General features: G+C 70.7%; 15 protein-coding genes and 1 pseudogene. 15 read left to right on the top strand and 1 reads right to left on the bottom strand.

Annotated features, from left to right (window positions below):
• Positions 1–159: 159 nt before the first annotated feature.
• Positions 160–483 (bottom strand): annotated as a pseudogene (locus tag AWC30_RS17950) (protein kinase domain-containing protein); the annotation flags it as partial.
• Positions 484–1,165: 682 nt separating this feature from the next.
• Here AWC30_RS17950 and AWC30_RS01210 point away from each other — a divergent pair.
• The 15 genes from AWC30_RS01210 (at position 1,166) to AWC30_RS17680 (ending at position 15,987) form a co-directional block, all read left to right on the top strand.
• Positions 1,166–1,528: an ArsR/SmtB family transcription factor gene (locus AWC30_RS01210; protein ID WP_085107669.1), complete on the top strand. Its 363-nt coding sequence runs from the start codon at positions 1,166–1,168 to the stop codon at positions 1,526–1,528.
• Positions 1,525–2,004 carry an NADH-quinone oxidoreductase subunit B family protein gene (locus tag AWC30_RS01205; protein WP_085107665.1) on the top strand — a complete coding sequence of 160 codons (480 nt, stop codon included), beginning with the start codon at positions 1,525–1,527 and terminating at the stop codon, positions 2,002–2,004. The genes AWC30_RS01210 and AWC30_RS01205 overlap by 4 nt, the downstream gene beginning before the upstream one ends.
• 5 nt (positions 2,005–2,009) lie before the next feature.
• Positions 2,010–3,971, top strand: a complete 1,962-nt coding sequence (locus AWC30_RS01200) for a proton-conducting transporter transmembrane domain-containing protein (protein ID WP_207568377.1) — start codon at positions 2,010–2,012, stop codon at positions 3,969–3,971.
• Positions 3,968–4,927, top strand: a complete 960-nt coding sequence (locus tag AWC30_RS01195) for a respiratory chain complex I subunit 1 family protein (RefSeq protein ID WP_085107663.1) — start codon at positions 3,968–3,970, stop codon at positions 4,925–4,927. The genes AWC30_RS01200 and AWC30_RS01195 overlap by 4 nt, the downstream gene beginning before the upstream one ends.
• A 5-nt stretch (positions 4,928–4,932) precedes the next feature.
• Positions 4,933–5,595 carry a hypothetical protein gene (locus AWC30_RS01190; protein ID WP_085107727.1) on the top strand — a complete coding sequence of 221 codons (663 nt, stop codon included), beginning with the start codon at positions 4,933–4,935 and terminating at the stop codon, positions 5,593–5,595.
• Positions 5,595–7,061, top strand: a complete 1,467-nt coding sequence (locus AWC30_RS01185; RefSeq protein WP_085107660.1) for a proton-conducting transporter transmembrane domain-containing protein — start codon at positions 5,595–5,597, stop codon at positions 7,059–7,061. The genes AWC30_RS01190 and AWC30_RS01185 overlap by 1 nt, the downstream gene beginning before the upstream one ends.
• On the top strand, positions 7,061–8,533 hold the full coding sequence (locus AWC30_RS01180; RefSeq protein ID WP_085107657.1) for a hydrogenase large subunit: 1,473 nt from the start codon (positions 7,061–7,063) through the stop codon (positions 8,531–8,533). The genes AWC30_RS01185 and AWC30_RS01180 overlap by 1 nt, the downstream gene beginning before the upstream one ends.
• A gap of 68 nt (positions 8,534–8,601) precedes the next feature.
• On the top strand, positions 8,602–9,444 hold the full coding sequence (locus tag AWC30_RS01175) for an ABC transporter ATP-binding protein (RefSeq protein WP_085107724.1): 843 nt from the start codon (positions 8,602–8,604) through the stop codon (positions 9,442–9,444).
• The gene (locus AWC30_RS01170) at positions 9,441–10,253 is read left to right on the top strand and encodes an NUDIX hydrolase (protein WP_085107654.1); all 813 of its coding nucleotides are present in this window, start codon (positions 9,441–9,443) and stop codon (positions 10,251–10,253) included. The genes AWC30_RS01175 and AWC30_RS01170 overlap by 4 nt, the downstream gene beginning before the upstream one ends.
• Positions 10,241–10,909: an enoyl-CoA hydratase gene (locus AWC30_RS01165; protein WP_109561872.1), complete on the top strand. Its 669-nt coding sequence runs from the start codon at positions 10,241–10,243 to the stop codon at positions 10,907–10,909. Before AWC30_RS01170 ends, AWC30_RS01165 begins: the two co-directional genes overlap by 13 nt.
• Before the next feature lie 195 nt (positions 10,910–11,104).
• The gene (locus AWC30_RS01160; protein ID WP_133053632.1) at positions 11,105–12,397 is read left to right on the top strand and encodes a phosphoglycerate mutase family protein; all 1,293 of its coding nucleotides are present in this window, start codon (positions 11,105–11,107) and stop codon (positions 12,395–12,397) included.
• Between the two features lie 249 nt (positions 12,398–12,646).
• A complete protein-coding gene (locus tag AWC30_RS01155; RefSeq protein WP_165756408.1) occupies positions 12,647–13,561 on the top strand; it encodes a histidine phosphatase family protein in 915 nt (304 codons plus the stop codon).
• Positions 13,562–13,611: 50 nt separating this feature from the next.
• The gene (locus tag AWC30_RS01150) at positions 13,612–14,580 is read left to right on the top strand and encodes a class I SAM-dependent methyltransferase (RefSeq protein WP_085107642.1); all 969 of its coding nucleotides are present in this window, start codon (positions 13,612–13,614) and stop codon (positions 14,578–14,580) included.
• Positions 14,577–15,770: a THUMP-like domain-containing protein gene (locus AWC30_RS01145; protein ID WP_085107640.1), complete on the top strand. Its 1,194-nt coding sequence runs from the start codon at positions 14,577–14,579 to the stop codon at positions 15,768–15,770. The genes AWC30_RS01150 and AWC30_RS01145 overlap by 4 nt, the downstream gene beginning before the upstream one ends.
• A gap of 79 nt (positions 15,771–15,849) precedes the next feature.
• Entirely contained in the window at positions 15,850–15,987 is a 138-nt protein-coding gene (locus AWC30_RS17680; RefSeq protein ID WP_165756407.1) for a hypothetical protein, read from the top strand.
• The last annotated feature ends 49 nt before the right edge of the window (positions 15,988–16,036 follow it).

The raw sequence follows: 16,036 nt of genomic DNA, 5'->3' as shown, positions 1-16,036 counted from the left end.
CTTCCACGCCCGAAACGGCCCAGACCGCAACAGATCACAAGGACAGGCTGGACGCAGGCCAGCAGATCACCGCTGCCCGGATCCGGCCCAGCCGATTGACACTTCAGCGAAACGCCGAGAATCGGTCATCACCATTCCATCGGTGGATTCAGGCTCAGCAGTCATTCGGCCCTGCTGGTACTCGATATCAGCATTGGTGCCGGCAACGTATTGCATCGCGATCCAAAGTTGCCCATCAGCGGTTTCGCCACGGTCGTAGACCGTGACGATGTTGGGGTGGTCTAAGGTCGCAGCCAGATCAGCTTCTCGGATGAACCGAGAACGAAACGACTCGTCTTGAGAAAGCTCCGCTGACAACACCTTCAACGCATCATGGCGTGGTAATACAGGATTAGCGACTAGATATACTGTCCCCATCCCGCCGGATCCCAGTACACGCTCTACTCGGTAGTCAGCAATAACCGAGTCCGGACTCAACGTCACGGCGCCTCCTCCGTCGATGCTCAGCGGCGCACTCACCCCAACCTCGCTTCGACACGGTTGTCATAGATGCTGAGTCTAAGGGGGGAGGGCGGGCCTGCTGCACGGAAAGGTGACAACTGATCTGTTGGTCGAGCGACCGGGATGCAAGGATGTCGCTGCGCCGAAGCCCTAGCCGAAAGAGTTCCATGAGGACGTTGTTCGTGTTGCCCGGAACCGGGACCTGAAGACAACGTTGGAGGAGGTCGCCGAGGACCGCCCGACACTGCGCATCCACGATCTGCTGCGCGCCTACGCATCACTGGCTCGCTCCGCTGGCGTCGATCTTCGTCTCTTGCAGATAAACGATGGGGCACGCCTGGATCACCGTGACAGCGCACATCTACACCAATCTCTACGACTCCGACCGTGCGCCTGTCGCCGATGCCCTCGGCACCCTCACCGACCGCTCGGACACACAACATCGTGTCGCCAGTCGCCCGCCAGGGGCCCACCAAGAACTACAGGTGACATTCGACAGGGAACTGAATCGCCGCATGAACGCTGGACAACATGCGTTTTCTTCGGTGGCCAGGCCCGGGGATCGAACCAACGACCTTCCGCTTTGAAGAGGCCAATCACTCCTGCGCCCAACATGTGATAAATTCTTCAATTGTTGAGTTAAGGGAAACGCGAACGAGGACACATGCCGGGGACGCTGGACACGCCGCTGTACACCTTGAAGGCGGAGTTCTTCAAGACCCTGGGCCATCCCGCCCGCATCCGGATCCTGGAACTGCTCGTCGAGCGCGACCACACCGTCGCCGAACTGCTCGGCGAGCTCGGACTGGAGTCATCGAGCATGTCCCACCAGCTCGGGGTATTGCGCCGCGCCGGGCTGGTGACCGCGTCCAAGCAATCCACCACGGTGACCTACTCGCTGGCCTCGCCGACCATCGCCGACCTGCTCGCGGTGGCCCGGAAGGTCCTCACCGGAATGCTCAGCGGCCAGGTCGCGGTGCTGGCCGACCTGCGGACCGCCCGCGGCGTGGAAGGGGGAGACACATGAGTTGGCTGAGCCGGATCCTGCGGCTGGGCCGGGCCGCCGAACCCGCCGGCCCCGCACCCGAACCCGGCGCCGAACCGCCCACCGGGGTGCGCGGTTCCCTGCAGGTGCGCCACGTCGACGCCGGTTCCTGCAACGGCTGCGAGATCGAGATCGCCGCCGCCTTCGGCCCGGTGTACGACGCCGGCCGCTACGGCGCCCGGCTGGTCGCCTCCCCGCGGCACGCCGACGCCGTCCTGGTCACCGGTGTGGTCACCCACAACATGGCCGAGCCGCTGCGCAAGACCGTCGCCGCCACCCCACAGCCGCGGGCGGTGATCGCCTGCGGCGACTGCGCGCTCAACCGCGGCGTCTTCGCCGACGGCTACGGCGTCGCCGGCGCGGTGCACGACATCGTCGACGTCGACGTCGAGATCCCCGGCTGCCCGCCGACCCCCGACCAGATCGTCGCGGCCCTGCGGTCGGTGACGCGGCGTTGACCGTCCTGCAGCGCCCCGCGGCGCCACCCGCCCGCGATGTCGGCGTGATCGTCAGCGCCGCGGTCACCACCGGACTCGGGGCCGCCGGCGTCGCACTCGGGATCGGTGGACTCGCCGGGACGCTGCCGTCGGTTCGGATCGACTGGCTGGTGCCGCTGGTCGGCGTGCAGTTGGACGTCGACCGGCTCGGCGGCTTCTTCCTCGCGCTCACCGGCGCGGTCGCGATCGCCGTCGGCGTCTACAGCGCCGGCTACCTGCGTCGCGAACAGCCCGGCCCGCTCGCCGCCACGGTGCTGCCGGTCTTCGTCGCCGCGCTGCTGCTGGTGCCCGCCGCCGGCTCGATCAGCACATTCCTGCTGGCCTGGGAGCTGATGGCGGTCGCCTCGGTCATCCTGGTCGCCACCGACCACCGCCGCTCCGAGGTGCGCTCGGCGGCGGTGTTCTACGCGGTGATGACCCAGCTGGGTTTCGTGGTGATCCTGCTCGGGCTGATGCTGCTGGCCACCGCCGGGGGAGCCGACACCTTCACCGACCTGGGCCCGGTCCCCGAACCGGTGCGCAGCATCGTGTTCGTCGCGACGTTCGCCGGGTTCGGTTCCAAGGCCGGGCTGGTCCCGCTGCACGCCTGGCTGCCGCGGGCGCACCCGGAGGCACCCAGCCCGGTGTCGGCGCTGATGAGTGCGGCGATGGTCAACATGGGCGTCTACGGCGTGGTCCGCGTCGACCTGCACCTGCTCGGGCCGGGCCCACGCTGGTGGGGGCTGGCGCTGCTGGCCGTCGGCGCGCTGACCGCCGTCTACGGTGTGCTGCAGGCGGTGGTGGCCACCGACCTCAAACGGCTGCTGGCCTACTCCACTGTGGAGAACATGGGCCTGATCACCCTGGCGCTGGGCGCCGCGGCCCTGCTGAACACCACCGGTGCGCGCCCGGCGGCGCTGTTGGCGCTCACCGCCGCACTGCTGCACCTGGCCGCCCACGCCGCCTTCAAATCGTTGGGTTTCCTCGGCGCCGGCTCGGTGCTCAGTGCGACCGGCCTGCGCGACCTCGACCAGCTCGGCGGTCTGGCCCGCCGGATGCCCGCCACTGCGGTGCTTTTCGGCATCGGCGCGTTCGGTGCGACCGCATTGCCGCTCGGCGCCGGGTTCGTCGGCGAGTGGCTGCTGGTGCAGTCGCTTATCCACGCCCGCCCGGCCACCGGAGCGGTGGACACCGTCGTCGGGCTGGCCACCCCGCTGGCGGTCGGCGCGGTGGCGCTGACCGCCGGGCTCGGGGTGGCCGCGATGGCCAAAGCCTTCGGGTTCACCTTCCTGGCCCGGGCGCGCTCCACCGCGGCCGCCGACGCGCGTGAGGCACCCGCACCGATGATCGCGGCGATGGCAGCGCTGGCCGGCTGCTGTGTGGTGATCGGCGTCGCCCCGTTCGTGCTGACGCCCACCCTGGGCGCGGTGGTGCGCACCCTGCCCGGCTTCGCCGACGCCGATTTGAGCAGCCTGGGCCCGGTACTGCACCTGCCCGGCCTCGACGGTTCTGTCGCCCCCGGTCTGCTGGCCGCCGCCCTGCTGGCCGCGGTCGCGGTCACCGTGGCGTGCGCCTCGTGGAGCGCGTGGCGGCGGCCCGCGCCGGTCACCGGCGCGCCGCTGTGGGACTGCGGTGCAGCCGAACTCACCCCCCGCATGCAGTACACCGCGACCTCGTTCGCCCAGCCGTTGCAGCAGGTCTTCGACGACGTGCTGCGCCCCGACACCGACATCGAGGTCACCCCGCAACTGGAGTCGCGCTACCACGTCGAACGCATCGCCTACCGCGCCCGGCTGACCGACGCCTTCGAGGAGCGGCTCTACCGGCCCGTCCTGCAGGCGCTGACCGCGCTGGCCCGGGCGGTGCGCGCCGCCCACACCGGCAGCGTCCACCTGTATCTGGCCTACGGGGCGATCGGTGTGCTGATCGTGGTGGTGATCGCCCGATGACCGCCGCCGCCTACCTGGCCGGTTTCGTGCAGCTGGCCGTGGTCATGCTCGGCGCCCCGCTGCTGATCGGGCTGGTGCGCCAGGTTCGCGCCCGCGCCGAGGGACGACGCGGCGCCGGCGTCGGACAACCCTGGCGCGACCTGCGCAAACAACTGCGCAAGCAGCGGGTCACCCCGCAGGGCACCACCGTCGTCTTCCGGGCCGGGCCGGTGCTGCTGGCCGCCACCACGCTGCTGATCGCCGCGATCGCACCACTGGTGGCGCTGGACTCACCGCTGGACCCGGTGGCCGACCTGTTCGCCGTGGTGGGGCTGCTGCTCGTCGGCACCGTCGCCATCACCCTGGCCGGCATCGACACCGCCACCGCCTTCGGTGGGATGGGCGCCAGCCGCCAGCTCACCTTCGCCGCCCTGGTCGAGCCGACCATTCTGCTGGCGGTGTTCGCGCTGTCCATCCCGGCCGGCTCGGCCAACCTCGGCGCCATCGTCGGCCACACCCTCGACCACCCCGGGCAGGTGCTGTCGCTGACCGGGGTGCTGGCGTTCGCGGCGCTGGTGCTGGTGATCGTCGCCGAGACCGGCCGGCTTCCGGTGGACAACCCGGCCACCCACCTGGAGCTGACGATGGTGCACGAGGCGGTGGTGCTCGAGTACGCCGGGCCGCGGCTGGCCCTGGTGGAGTGGGCCGAAGGCATGCGGCTGGCGGTTCTGCTGGCGTTGTTGGCCAACCTGTTCCTGCCGTGGGGGGTCGCCCCGGCCGCGCCCGGCCTGGCACAGATCGGCATCGGCGTGGCCGCCCTCGTCGTCAAGGTGGCGGTGCTGGGCACGCTGCTCGCCGGAGCGGAGGTCTTCATCGCCAAACTGCGCCTGTTCCGGGTCCCCGAACTGCTCGCCGGGTCTTTCCTGCTGGCCCTGCTCGCCGTCACGTTCGCCAATTTCGTTGCGATGCAGGGGTGATGGCGATGACCGGATTCGACGACGGCAACGTGCTCGCGCTGGCAGCGGGCACCATGGTGCTCACCGCAGCGCTGATCGTGTGGCGGCGCGACCTGCGGTCGGTCCTGTGGCTGCTCGCCGCCCAGGGTGTCGCGCTGGCGGCGATCCCGCTGATCCGCGGTGTGTGGGAACAGGATTGGCTGCTGATCGTGATCGCGGCAATCCTGCTGGCGCTGCGCGCGGTGATCATGCCCGGCCTGCTCGCGCGGGCGCTGCGCGGTGAGCCGCACGCGCTGCGGGAAGCCCCGCCGCTGGTCAACACCGCCAGCTCACTGCTGGTCGCCGCCGCGCTGATCGTGGTGTCCTTCGCGGTCACCCGTCCGCTGGTCGAACTCGACCCCACCGCGGCCAGCGGGGCGGTGCCCGCCGGGTTCGCGGTCGTGCTGATCGCGCTGTTCGTGATGGCGGTGCGCCGCCACGCGGTCTCCCAGGCCGCCGGGTTCCTCATGCTCGACAACGGCATCACCGCCACCGCGTTCCTGCTCACCGCCGGCGTCCCGCTCATCGTCGAACTCGGCGCGTCACTCGACGTGCTGTTCGCGGTGATCGTCCTCGGCGTGCTCACCGGCCGGATCCAACGGATGTTCGGCCGCACCGACCTCGACCAACTTCAGGAGCTGCGGGACTGATGACCAGCCTGGTGATCTTGGCCATCGCGGCACCGGTCGCCGCGGCGCTGCTCGCGCTGGCCGGGGGGTGGCGGCGCTGGACCGCGCTGGCAACCGCGTTCTCGGCGATGGCGGTGCTGCTCGCCGGCGCGGTGCTGGCCTGGCGCACCGGTGGCGCGGAGTACGTCCTGCTCGGCGGGGCGCTGCGCGTCGACGGCCTATCGGTGACCATGCTGCTGGTCATCGGCGTGGTCGGCAGCCTCGCCACCTGGGCGAGCATCGGCTACATCGACACCGAACTGGCCGCCGGGCGCACCGACGCGCGCGACGCCCGCCGCTACGGCGCGCTGACCCCGGCGTTCCTGGCGGCGATGGTGGTCGCGGTGTGCGCCAACAACATCGGCGTCGTCTGGGTGGCGGTCGAAGCCACCACGGTGATCACCGCGTTTCTGGTCGGGCACCGCCGCACCCGTGCCGCGCTGGAGGCGACCTGGAAGTACGTGATGATCTGCTCGGTGGGCATCGCGATCGCGTTCCTGGGCACCATCGTGCTGCACTTCGCCGCCACCCACGCCGGCGTCGACTCCGCCCGGGCGCTGAACCTCGACGTGCTGATCGCCCACGCCGCCGCCCTGGACCCGCAGATCACCCGGCTGGCCGGCGGGCTGCTGCTGATCGGCTACGGCGCCAAGGTCGGGCTGGTGCCCTTCCACGGCTGGCTCGCCGATGCCCACAGCCAGGCGCCCGCCCCGGTCTCGGCGCTGATGAGCGGGGTGCTGCTGGCGGTGGCGTTCTCGGTGCTGATCCGGCTCACCCCGATCATCGACGCCGGCGCCGGACCGGAGTTCATGCGCGCCGGGCTGCTCACCGTCGGGCTGGCCTCGCTGACCGTCGCGGTGCTGCTGCTGACCCTCGCCGGCGACCTCAAACGGATGCTGGCCTACTCCTCGATGGAGAACATGGGCCTGATCGCGATCGCCGCGGCAGCCGGAACCCGGCTGGCGATCGCCGCGCTGCTGCTGCACGTGCTGGCCCACGGAGTGGGCAAGACGCTGGCGTTCCTGGCCGGCGGGCAGATGCAGGCGGCGCACGACAGCACCACGATCGCCGACATCACCGCGGTGCTGCCCCGCTCCCGACTGGTGGGCGGCGCCTTCGCCGTCGGCATCGCGGTGCTCGCCGGGCTGCCACCGTTCGCGATGTTCGCCAGCGAGATCTCCATCGCCCGCGCGCTGGCCGACGCCGGCCTGACCTGGGTGCTCGCAGTCACCCTGCTGCTGATCGTGATCGGGTTCGCCGCCCTCATCGGCAACGGCGGCCGGGTGCTGCTGGGCCGCCCCGACCCCGGCGCACCGCCGATCGCCGCCCCGGTGAGCGTCGCGGCTGCACTGGTCACCGGCATCGTCGTCTCGGCGGTGCTCGGCGCCACCGCCGGCCCACTGGTCGGCCTCTTCGAGACCGCCGCAACCCAGGTGGGGGCGAGTTGATGACCACAACCCGCCGCACCGTCGGCCACGACGAACTCGCGGCCGCGGCCGCCGGACTGCTCGCCGACGGCTTCCGCCTGGCGCTGGTGGCCGGCCACGACGACGGCGACGACGGTTTCCGCGTCGTCTACCTGTTCCTGGCCGGACGCCCCGACCGCCGCGTCGAACTGACCGTCATCACCGACCGGGACCGGCCCCGGGTGCCGTCGCTGGACGAGTTCTCTTTCCCGGCTGGGCGTTTCGAACGTGAGATGCGCGACCTCTACGGCATCGAACCGGTCGGCCACCCGCGCCCACGCCCGCTGGTGCGTCACGCCCACTGGCCCGAGCACTGGCACCCGATGCGCCACGACGCCGGTCCGCCACCACCGTTCAGCGCCGCAGGCCGGTTCCCGTTCCTGGAGGTCGAAGGCCCCGGCGTCTACGAGATCCCGGTCGGCCCGGTGCACGCCGGGATGATCGAACCCGGCCATTTCCGGTTCTCCGCGATCGGCGAATCGATCATCCGGCTCAAGGCCCGACTGTGGTACGTCCACCGCGGTGTGGAAAAACTCTTCGAGGGCCGCGCGGCCGGCGACGGAGTGGAACTGGCCGAACGGATCAGCGGCGACACCTCCGCCGGTCATGCGCTGGCCCACAGCCTGGCGGTGGAGCAGGCCCTCGGCGTCGACCTGCCCGACTGGGCGCACCGGCTGCGGGCGATGCTGGTCGAACTCGAACGGCTCTACAACCACGTCGCCGACATGGGCGCGCTGGCCAACGACGTCGGGTTCTCGCTGGCCGAGGCGCACGCCCAGCGGGTGCGCGAACGGTTGCTGCGGATCAACGCCGCCGTCACCGGCCACCGGCTGCTGCGCAACGCGATCCGGCCCGGCGGGATCAGCCTGCGCGCCCTGCCCGATCCGGCCGAGCTGCGCGCCGCCGCCGGCGACGTCGCCGAGATCGCCGAACTGTCGCTGCGGAACTCGGTGATCTACGACCGGTTCGCCGCGACCGGGGTGCTGGCCCGCGGCGACGCGCAGGCTCTGGGCTGCCTGGGCTACGTCGCCCGGGCCAGCGGGCTGCGCACCGACGCCCGCCTCGACCACCCGATCACCGAGCTGCCGGTGCGGGAGGTGACCGGCGAAGCCGGCGACGTGCTGGACCGCTACACCGCGCGCCGCGACGAGTTCGCCGCCTCGGTCCGGCTGATCACCGAGCTGGTGACCGGACACGGCGAGACCCTGGAGTTCACCGCGCCGCTTGGACTCGGCGGCGGGGGAGCGGGGGTCGGCATCGTCGAGGGGTGGCGCGGCACCGTGGTGCACCGGGTCGAGGTCGACGCCGGCGGGCGGCTCACCCGCGTCAAGGTCGTCGACCCGTCCTGGTTCAACTGGCCGGCGCTGCCGGTGGCGATGAACGACACGATTGTCCCGGATTTTCCCCTGGTCAACAAGAGTTTCAACCTGTCCTACGCCGGGAACGATCTGTGAGCGGTGACCCGGGCGCCGGCGTCGACCCCGCAGCCGCTGACCGCGACCGGGTACGGCACCATGGAGCCGTGCCTGACTACGAAGCCGACACAGTCGACCCCGACCTGTTGATCGACTTCCGGGGCGTGGCGTTGCGCCGCGGCGGGCAGACCCTCGTCGGCCCGCTGGACTGGTCGGTGGAGCTCGACGAACGCTGGGTCATCGTCGGCCCCAACGGGGCGGGCAAGACCTCACTGCTGCGCATCGCCGCGGCCGCCGAACACCCCTCGGCCGGTGTCGCCCACGTCCTGGGCGCCCGGCTCGGCCGCGTCGACGTCACCGAGCTGCGTGCTCGGATCGGGTTGAGCTCCTCCTCTCTCGGCCATCGCATCCCCGACGACGAGATCGTGCGCGACCTGGTGGTCTCCGCCGGTTACGCGGTGCTGGGCCGCTGGCGGGAGCGCTACGACGAGATCGACTACGAACGCGCCGTCGACCTGCTGGAGAGCCTGGGCGCCGAGCACCTCGCCGATCGCCGGCACGGCACGCTGTCGGAAGGCGAGCGCAAACGGGTGCTGATCGCGCGCGCGTTGATGACCGACCCGGAACTGCTGCTGCTCGACGAACCGGCGGCCGGACTGGATCTGGGCGGGCGCGAGGAACTGGTGGCGCGGTTGACCGACCTGGCCGCCGACCCCGACGCCCCGGCGCTGGTGCTGGTCACCCATCATGTGGAGGAGATCCCGCCCGGGTTCAGCCACTGCCTGCTGCTGTCGGAGGGTGCGGTGGTGGCCGCCGGGCTGCTGCCCGATGTGCTCACCGCGGAGAACCTGTCGGCCGCGTTCGGGCAGGCGATCTCCCTGGACGTGATCGACGGCCGCTACTTCGCCCGCCGTACCCGTACCCGCGCAGCCCACCGGAGGCCGTCATGACGCCGCTGCCCGCCCGTCCGGCCGCCACCGTGATGCTGGTGCGCGACGCCACCGACGGCGTCGACGTGTTCTTGATGCGCCGTGCCGCGAGCATGGAGTTCGCGCCGCGGGTGATGGTGTTCCCCGGCGGCGGTGTCGACAAGCGCGACCGCACCGACATCGCCTGGAGCGGACCGGAACCGGCGTGGTGGTCGCGACGTTTCGGGGTCGAACCAGCCCTGGCCGGAGCGCTGGTGTGCGCGGCGGCACGGGAGACCTTCGAGGAGTCCGGGGTGCTGTTCGCCGGGCCGGCCGACGATCCGGCCGCGATCGTCTCCGACGCCTCCGTCTACGGTGACGCCCGGAAAGCGTTGGCGGACAACTCGTTGTCGTTCGCCGAGTTCCTGCGCACCGAACGGCTGGTGCTGCGCGCGGATCTGCTGCGGCCATGGGCGAACTGGGTGACCCCGGAAGCCGAACGCACCCGCCGCTACGACACCTACTTCTTCGTCGGCGCGATCCCGGAAGGCCAACGCGCCGACGGGGAGAACACCGAGGCCGACGAGGCCGACTGGGTTGCGCCGCGCGCCGCCCTCGACGACTTCGCCGCCGGACGCAATCTGCTGTTGCCGCCGACCTGGACTCAGCTGGACTCCCTGGCCGGCCGCAGTGTGGCCGAGGTGTTGCAGGTGGAGCGTCAGATCAGCCCGATCCAGCCCGATCTCGTCGTCGACGGGGACAACTGGGCGGTGGAGTTCTTCGACTCCGAGCGCTACAACGCGGCGCTGCGGCAGCGACCCGACGGCCTGCCGGCCGGGTGGGGCCAGTGAGCGAGTTCATCCGGCTGCACGTCGACGCCGAGCGGCCCGGCCTGGGCACCATCGTGATCTCGCGCCCGCCGACCAACGCGCTGACCCGCCAGGCCTACCGGGAACTCGGTGCGGCCGCCGAGGAAGCGGCGCAGCGCGACGACGTCAGCGCGGTGATCCTCTACGGCGGCCATGAGATCTTCTGCGCCGGAGACGATGTGCCGGAGTTGCGCACCCTCAACGACGCCGAGGCCACCGCCGCGAGCCGGCTGCGCCGTGACACCGCGGCGACGGTGGCGGGGATCCCCAAGCCGACCGTGGCGGCGGTCACCGGCTACGCCCTGGGCGGTGGCCTGGGACTGGCGCTTGCGGCGGACTGGCGGGTGGTCGGTGACAACGTGAAGTTCGGCGCCACCGAGATCCTGGCCGGGCTGGCACCCGATGCCGGCACCCTGGCGCGGCTGGGCCGGACGGTGGGGGCGGCGCGCGCCAAGGAGTTGGTGTTCTCGGGGCGTTTCTTCGACGCCGAGGAGGCGGTCGACCTCGGGCTGGTCGAGGAGATGGTGGCCCCTGACGGGGTCTACGAGGCCGCGCTGGCCTGGGTGGAGCGCTTCGGTGACGCGCCGGCGCAGGCCCTGTCGGCGGCCAAGGCCGGCATCGACGACGCCTTCGCCTGAGCGGTTCGCCACGCCCGGCGGACCGCACTCCCGGCCGTGCTCGACGCCGCGACCAGCGAGAACCGCCGCGCCCGACGCGGCTCGAAGATTCTTCGCGACCAACCCTTGACCTGAGTACAGCCTTAAAGTAACTTAACCCCCACTTGCGATACGAGGCGGCTCGTATCGAAACTCCGATGTGTGAGGTACCGCGCCATGCAGCAGCTCGCTTCCCGCCCCTGGGCCACCACCGCCGTCGCTCTCGCCGGCGCCGGCATGGTCGCTGCCGCCCCGGTGGTCACGCCGCTGCCGAGCTTGCGGATCCCTGAGATCTCGGTCGAGAACATCTCGGTCCAGTTGATGAGCGCCGGCGATGTCGTCATCGATTTCATCCGCCACGGCGAGTCGTTGGACAACATCAATAACCTCGTCGGGACTCTGCCTGGATCGGATGGCGGGGCAGCGCTCACGCCGGCCGGGTTACAGCAGGCGATTGACGTCATCGGCAAACTCGATGGCACGGGAATCACGAAAAACGGAGTCTTCGCCTCGGAGTTCCTGCGTGCCCAGCAGACCGCTTGGCCGTTTCTGGAGTGGCTGGGCAACGGGCACAGTATTCCTGAGGTTGCCGACATCCCAACCACTATCGGTGGCACCGAAACGGCTTTTGCCCCTGACCACATTCTCTCGGGTCTTAACGAGATCAACGCCGGCATCCTGGACAAGGGGTCGCTTCTGGGTTCGTTGATGCAGCCGCTCGGGCGGCTCAATGAGACTCTCTACATCTTGCCGCCGTTCCTGTGGACACTCGGGTTCCCGATCGTGCCCGAGTGGGGATCGACTGTGAATTTCAACGGGGTGGTATTCAACGACAACTTCGGTGGCGCAGTCGACTTCATTGCGGACCAAGTTGGCCCCAATGGGAATGCCGCCGCCTTCTCCCACGCCGCGGCGATCATGGCCTGGACGCAGATGAACGTCGACAACCCCGACCCGCTGATGATGTTCACCAATGCGCTGGGCAACACCGACGTTGTGCAGGTGGTCAGCAACGGCGACGGTGGTTGGACACTGACCCAATGGGGCGACTTGACGGAGATTCCCGCGGCCAACCTCTGGCAAGACCTCTTCGTCAACACCCGCGACTTAATGGTCGCTCCCCAGGCGGCGCTGACACACCTCGGCCAGTCGCTGTTCGCCTTCGACCCGAGTGATATTCCGGGATCGCTGCAGGATGTCTTCGGCACGCTCCAAAGCGGCGTCACCGACATCTTCCAGACCGCTCTCGGCTACCCGGGCGCGATGATCAGCGACATCATCGACGCCTTCCAAGGCAATTTGATGCAGGAGTTCGGAATCGACGCCCTGATGCAGCTCTTCAGCGGCCTGGGTGGGGGCGGGCTCCTGCCGCTGGACTTCGCCGACATGCTGCCGTCGATGGGCGGCGACATGGCCGCCCTGGTCGGCGGCGACCTCATCGCCAGCCTCCTGACGAGCCTGGCGTTCTGATCGGGCAACGGCCGGGTCGGCTCGCGGGATCCCCCCACCGCAAAACGACCCGGCCGTTGCGCCACCCCGTGGCAAATCTCAACGCCGAATCACCGGCTCTTAACGTATTTCTCAGCTAATGTTCCCGGCACGATGTGGAGCCGCGGTCGAATCCGGTGCGCCGCCGCCGTTGTGCTGGCGGGGTTGATCGTCGCCGCCCCGGTCGCGACGCCGCAGCCGCACCCGTCCTCAGCCCCGTTGATTCAGCTGTTGGCCGACACCGTGGTGCTGGATCTGATCCGGCACGGCGAATCGGCCGACAACGTGGCCGGCATCCTCGGCACCGCAGCACCCGGCGCGGATCTCACCGATCTCGGCCGCGAGCAAGCCGTCACGATCGCCGAAATCCTCAAGGACATCCCCGGGCTGAACACGGTGTTCGCCTCCGAGTTGGTCCGGACGCAGGACACCGCGGCACCCCTGGTCGACGCGCTGGGCACCGGAGCCGTCTTGGAGATCCTCCCCGGCCTCAACGAAATCCACGCCGGCCTGGTCAACGACCTCCCGGCGATCCCGTTCGCCCCGTTCTACATCCTGCCGCCAGTCGCCTGGGCGCTCGGCTTCCCGCTGGTGCCGATGCTCGGCTCACCGGACGTCAACGGCTTCGTCTTCAGCGACCGGTTCGGCGAGGCCATCGAGACCATCGCCGAAGGAGGCGGCCACCAGGTCGCCTTCTCGCACAGCGCGGCGATCATGTTCTGGACCCAGATGAACGTCACCAACCCCGACCCGACACTGCTGCTCACCCACCAGCTGTCCAACACCGGCATCGTCGAACTCACCGGCAACCCGGTCGACGGCTGGACCCTGGTCAACTGGGACGGCGTGGACGTCGCCGCCGACCTCAACCTGTGGCAGAGCCTGTTCGTCGACACCCGCGACCTGCTCATCGCCCCGCAGGCCGCACTCTGGGACCTCTGGCAGGTACTGCCCGGCGGCGACCTCACCGACATCCTGGCCACCGCGCACACCGGCCTGGCCGACACCCTGCACACCACCCTCGGATTCCCGCTGGCGATCCTCGACGACGTCGCCGGCGCGCTGCCCGGACTGGGCGGGGATCTGGCGGCGCTGCTGCCCGGTGACCTCGGTGCCCTGATCGCCGCGATCGCCACCGCGTTCTAGGTGCCGACGGCGGTTTTCCCCGGGCCGTGACCGGCCGTTACGCTGCCCTCATGACCAGTATCGACCCGGCGCCCAACCCGCACGCCACCGCCGAAGAGGTGGAAGCCGCCCGGCACGACAGCAAGCTCGCCCAGATCCTCTACCACGACTGGGAAGCCGAGAGCTACGACGACAAATGGTCGATCTCCTACGACCAGCGCTGCGTGGACTACGCCCGCGGCCGCTTCGACGCCATTGTGCCCGCCGACGAGCGCCGCAACCTGCCCTACGACCGCGCCCTGGAACTGGGCTGCGGCACCGGGTTCTTCCTGCTCAACCTGATGCAATCCGGGGTGGCCCGCCGCGGCAGCGTCACCGACCTGTCCCCGGGCATGGTCAAGGTCGCCACCCGCAACGGCGAATCCCTGGGTCTCGACGTCGACGGCCGCGTCGCCGACGCCGAGGGCATCCCCTATGACGACGACACCTTCGACCTGGTCGTCGGCCACGCCGTGCTCCACCACATCCCCGACGTGGAACTGTCGCTGCGCGAGGTGCTGCGCGTCCTCAAACCCGGCGGCCGGTTCGTGTTCGCCGGCGAGCCCACCACCGTCGGCAACACCTACGCCCGCGGCCTGTCCACCCTGACCTGGCGGCTGACCACCAACCTCACCCGGCTGCCCGGGCTGGACGGCTGGCGGCGCCCGCAGACCGAACTCGACGAGTCCTCCCGCGCCGCAGCGCTGGAAGCCGTCGTCGACCTGCACACCTTCGACCCCGCCGACCTGGAACGCATGGCGACCTCCGCGGGCGCGGTCGACATCGAGACCACCAGCGAGGAGTTCACCGCCGCCATGCTCGGCTGGCCGGTGCGCACCTTCGAGGCCGCCGTCCCGCCCGGCCGGCTCGGCTGGGGCTGGGCGCGCTTCGCGTTCACCAGCTGGACCAGCCTGAGCTGGGTCGACGCCAACCTGTGGCGCCGGGTGGTGCCCAAGGGCTGGTTCTACAACGTCATGGTCACCGGGGTTAAACCGTCCTGACCGGCGGGCCCACCGAGGGTTTCGACGTCGCCGACGTCGCCTACCTGCGTTCCGAAGCCGGTGCGGCCGCCCTGGCCGAGGTTGCCGACTACCCGCTGACCGACGCCACCCGGCTCGCCGACGTGGCCGCCGCCCGTGCCCGCTTCCGCGAGCACACCCCGGCGCTGGTCACCACCGTCCTGGCCCGCCGGCGCGCAGACACCAAACTCGCCGGTCTGCCCGGGGTGGGGCAGTGGCTGTTCACCGAGCCCGCCCTGCAGCAGGCCAGCGCCGCCGCGGTCGCCCGCCACCGCGCGCACCGGCTCGCCGGCCGCCCGGTCCACGACGTGACCTGCTCCATCGGCACCGAACTCGCCGCCCTGCACGGCCACGCCACGGCCCTGCTGGGCAGCGACATCGACCCGGTGCGCCTGGCGATGGCCCGCCACAACCTGCCCGGGGACGTGCTGGTGTGCCGCGCCGACGCCTGCCGGCCGATCAGCCGCGACACGGTGGTGCTCGCCGACCCCGACCGCCGCGCCGGCGGGCGGCGCCGGTTCGACCCGCGCGCCTATCGGCCGGCCCTCGATGCCCTGCTGGCCGCCCACCGCGGCCGCGACCTGGTGGTCAAGTGCGCTCCGGGCATCGACTTCGCCGCGGTCGCCGACCTCGGCTTCGACGGCGAGATCGCCGTCACTTCGCTGGCCGGAACGGTGCGTGAGGCCTGCCTGTGGTCGACCGGACTGACCGACAGCGGGGTGCGCCGCCGCGCGGTGCTGCTCGACCGCGGCGAGGAGATCACCGACACCGGGCCCGACGACTGCGCCGTCGGCGCGGCCGGGCGCTGGATCGTCGACCCCGACGGCGCGGTCGTGCGCGCCGGGTTGGTGCGCCACTACGCCGCTCGGCACGGGCTGTGGCAACTCGACCCGGCCATCGCCTACCTCTCCGGGGACCGCCTGCCCGACGGCGTGCGCGGCTTCGAGGTGCTCGAGCAGCTCGCCTACAGCGAGAAGCGGCTGCGCCAGGCGCTGGCCCGCCACGACTGCGGTGCGCTGGAGATCCTGGTCCGCGGGCTCGACGTCGACCCCGACGCGCTGCGCCGTCGGCTGCGCCCGCGCGGTGCGCACCCGCTGTCGGTGGTGCTCACCCGCCTGGGCGACGGTGGCGCCGCCCGGGCCACCGCGTTCGTCTGCCGCCCCTCACGCTGACCCCGCTCACAGGAAACGTCCGGGTGGCATACAGCGGCGGGGCAGTAACGCCTGCCATTCTGACCCGCAGGAGGCGCCCATGACGACGAACGACGACCGGGTCGGTGATGCCCGCGTGTGCGCCGAATCCTCGGATCACCCGATCACCAGCGGGCCCGCCGCGCCCTGGCAGCGGCTGCGCCGACGGCACCGACAGTGGCGATACCGCGGCGCCTAACCCGCCGCACGCCGCCGGACCGGCGGCACGCATCTCGCCGCGGCAGTGG

The organism is Mycolicibacillus trivialis, assembly GCF_002102395.1.
Taxonomy (GTDB): domain Bacteria; phylum Actinomycetota; class Actinomycetes; order Mycobacteriales; family Mycobacteriaceae; genus Mycobacterium; species Mycobacterium triviale.
The sequence above is the reverse complement of the archived record's forward strand: the minus strand, read 5'-3'. Positions and strand labels throughout refer to the sequence as shown.

What these genes read in the sequence shown, in the direction of transcription:
- AWC30_RS01210 (WP_085107669.1), top strand. Translation starts at nt 1,166, where the DNA reads ATGCCGGGGACGCTGGACACGCCGCTGTACACCTTGAAGGCGGAGTTC.
- AWC30_RS01205 (WP_085107665.1), top strand. Translation starts at nt 1,525, where the DNA reads ATGAGTTGGCTGAGCCGGATCCTGCGGCTGGGCCGGGCCGCCGAACCC.
- AWC30_RS01195 (WP_085107663.1), top strand. Translation starts at nt 3,968, where the DNA reads ATGACCGCCGCCGCCTACCTGGCCGGTTTCGTGCAGCTGGCCGTGGTC.
- AWC30_RS01190 (WP_085107727.1), top strand. Translation starts at nt 4,933, where the DNA reads ATGACCGGATTCGACGACGGCAACGTGCTCGCGCTGGCAGCGGGCACC.
- AWC30_RS01185 (WP_085107660.1), top strand. Translation starts at nt 5,595, where the DNA reads ATGACCAGCCTGGTGATCTTGGCCATCGCGGCACCGGTCGCCGCGGCG.
- AWC30_RS01180 (WP_085107657.1), top strand. Translation starts at nt 7,061, where the DNA reads ATGACCACAACCCGCCGCACCGTCGGCCACGACGAACTCGCGGCCGCG.
- AWC30_RS01170 (WP_085107654.1), top strand. Translation starts at nt 9,441, where the DNA reads ATGACGCCGCTGCCCGCCCGTCCGGCCGCCACCGTGATGCTGGTGCGC.
- AWC30_RS01160 (WP_133053632.1), top strand. Translation starts at nt 11,105, where the DNA reads ATGCAGCAGCTCGCTTCCCGCCCCTGGGCCACCACCGCCGTCGCTCTC.
- AWC30_RS01150 (WP_085107642.1), top strand. Translation starts at nt 13,612, where the DNA reads ATGACCAGTATCGACCCGGCGCCCAACCCGCACGCCACCGCCGAAGAG.
- AWC30_RS17680 (WP_165756407.1), top strand. Translation starts at nt 15,850, where the DNA reads ATGACGACGAACGACGACCGGGTCGGTGATGCCCGCGTGTGCGCCGAA.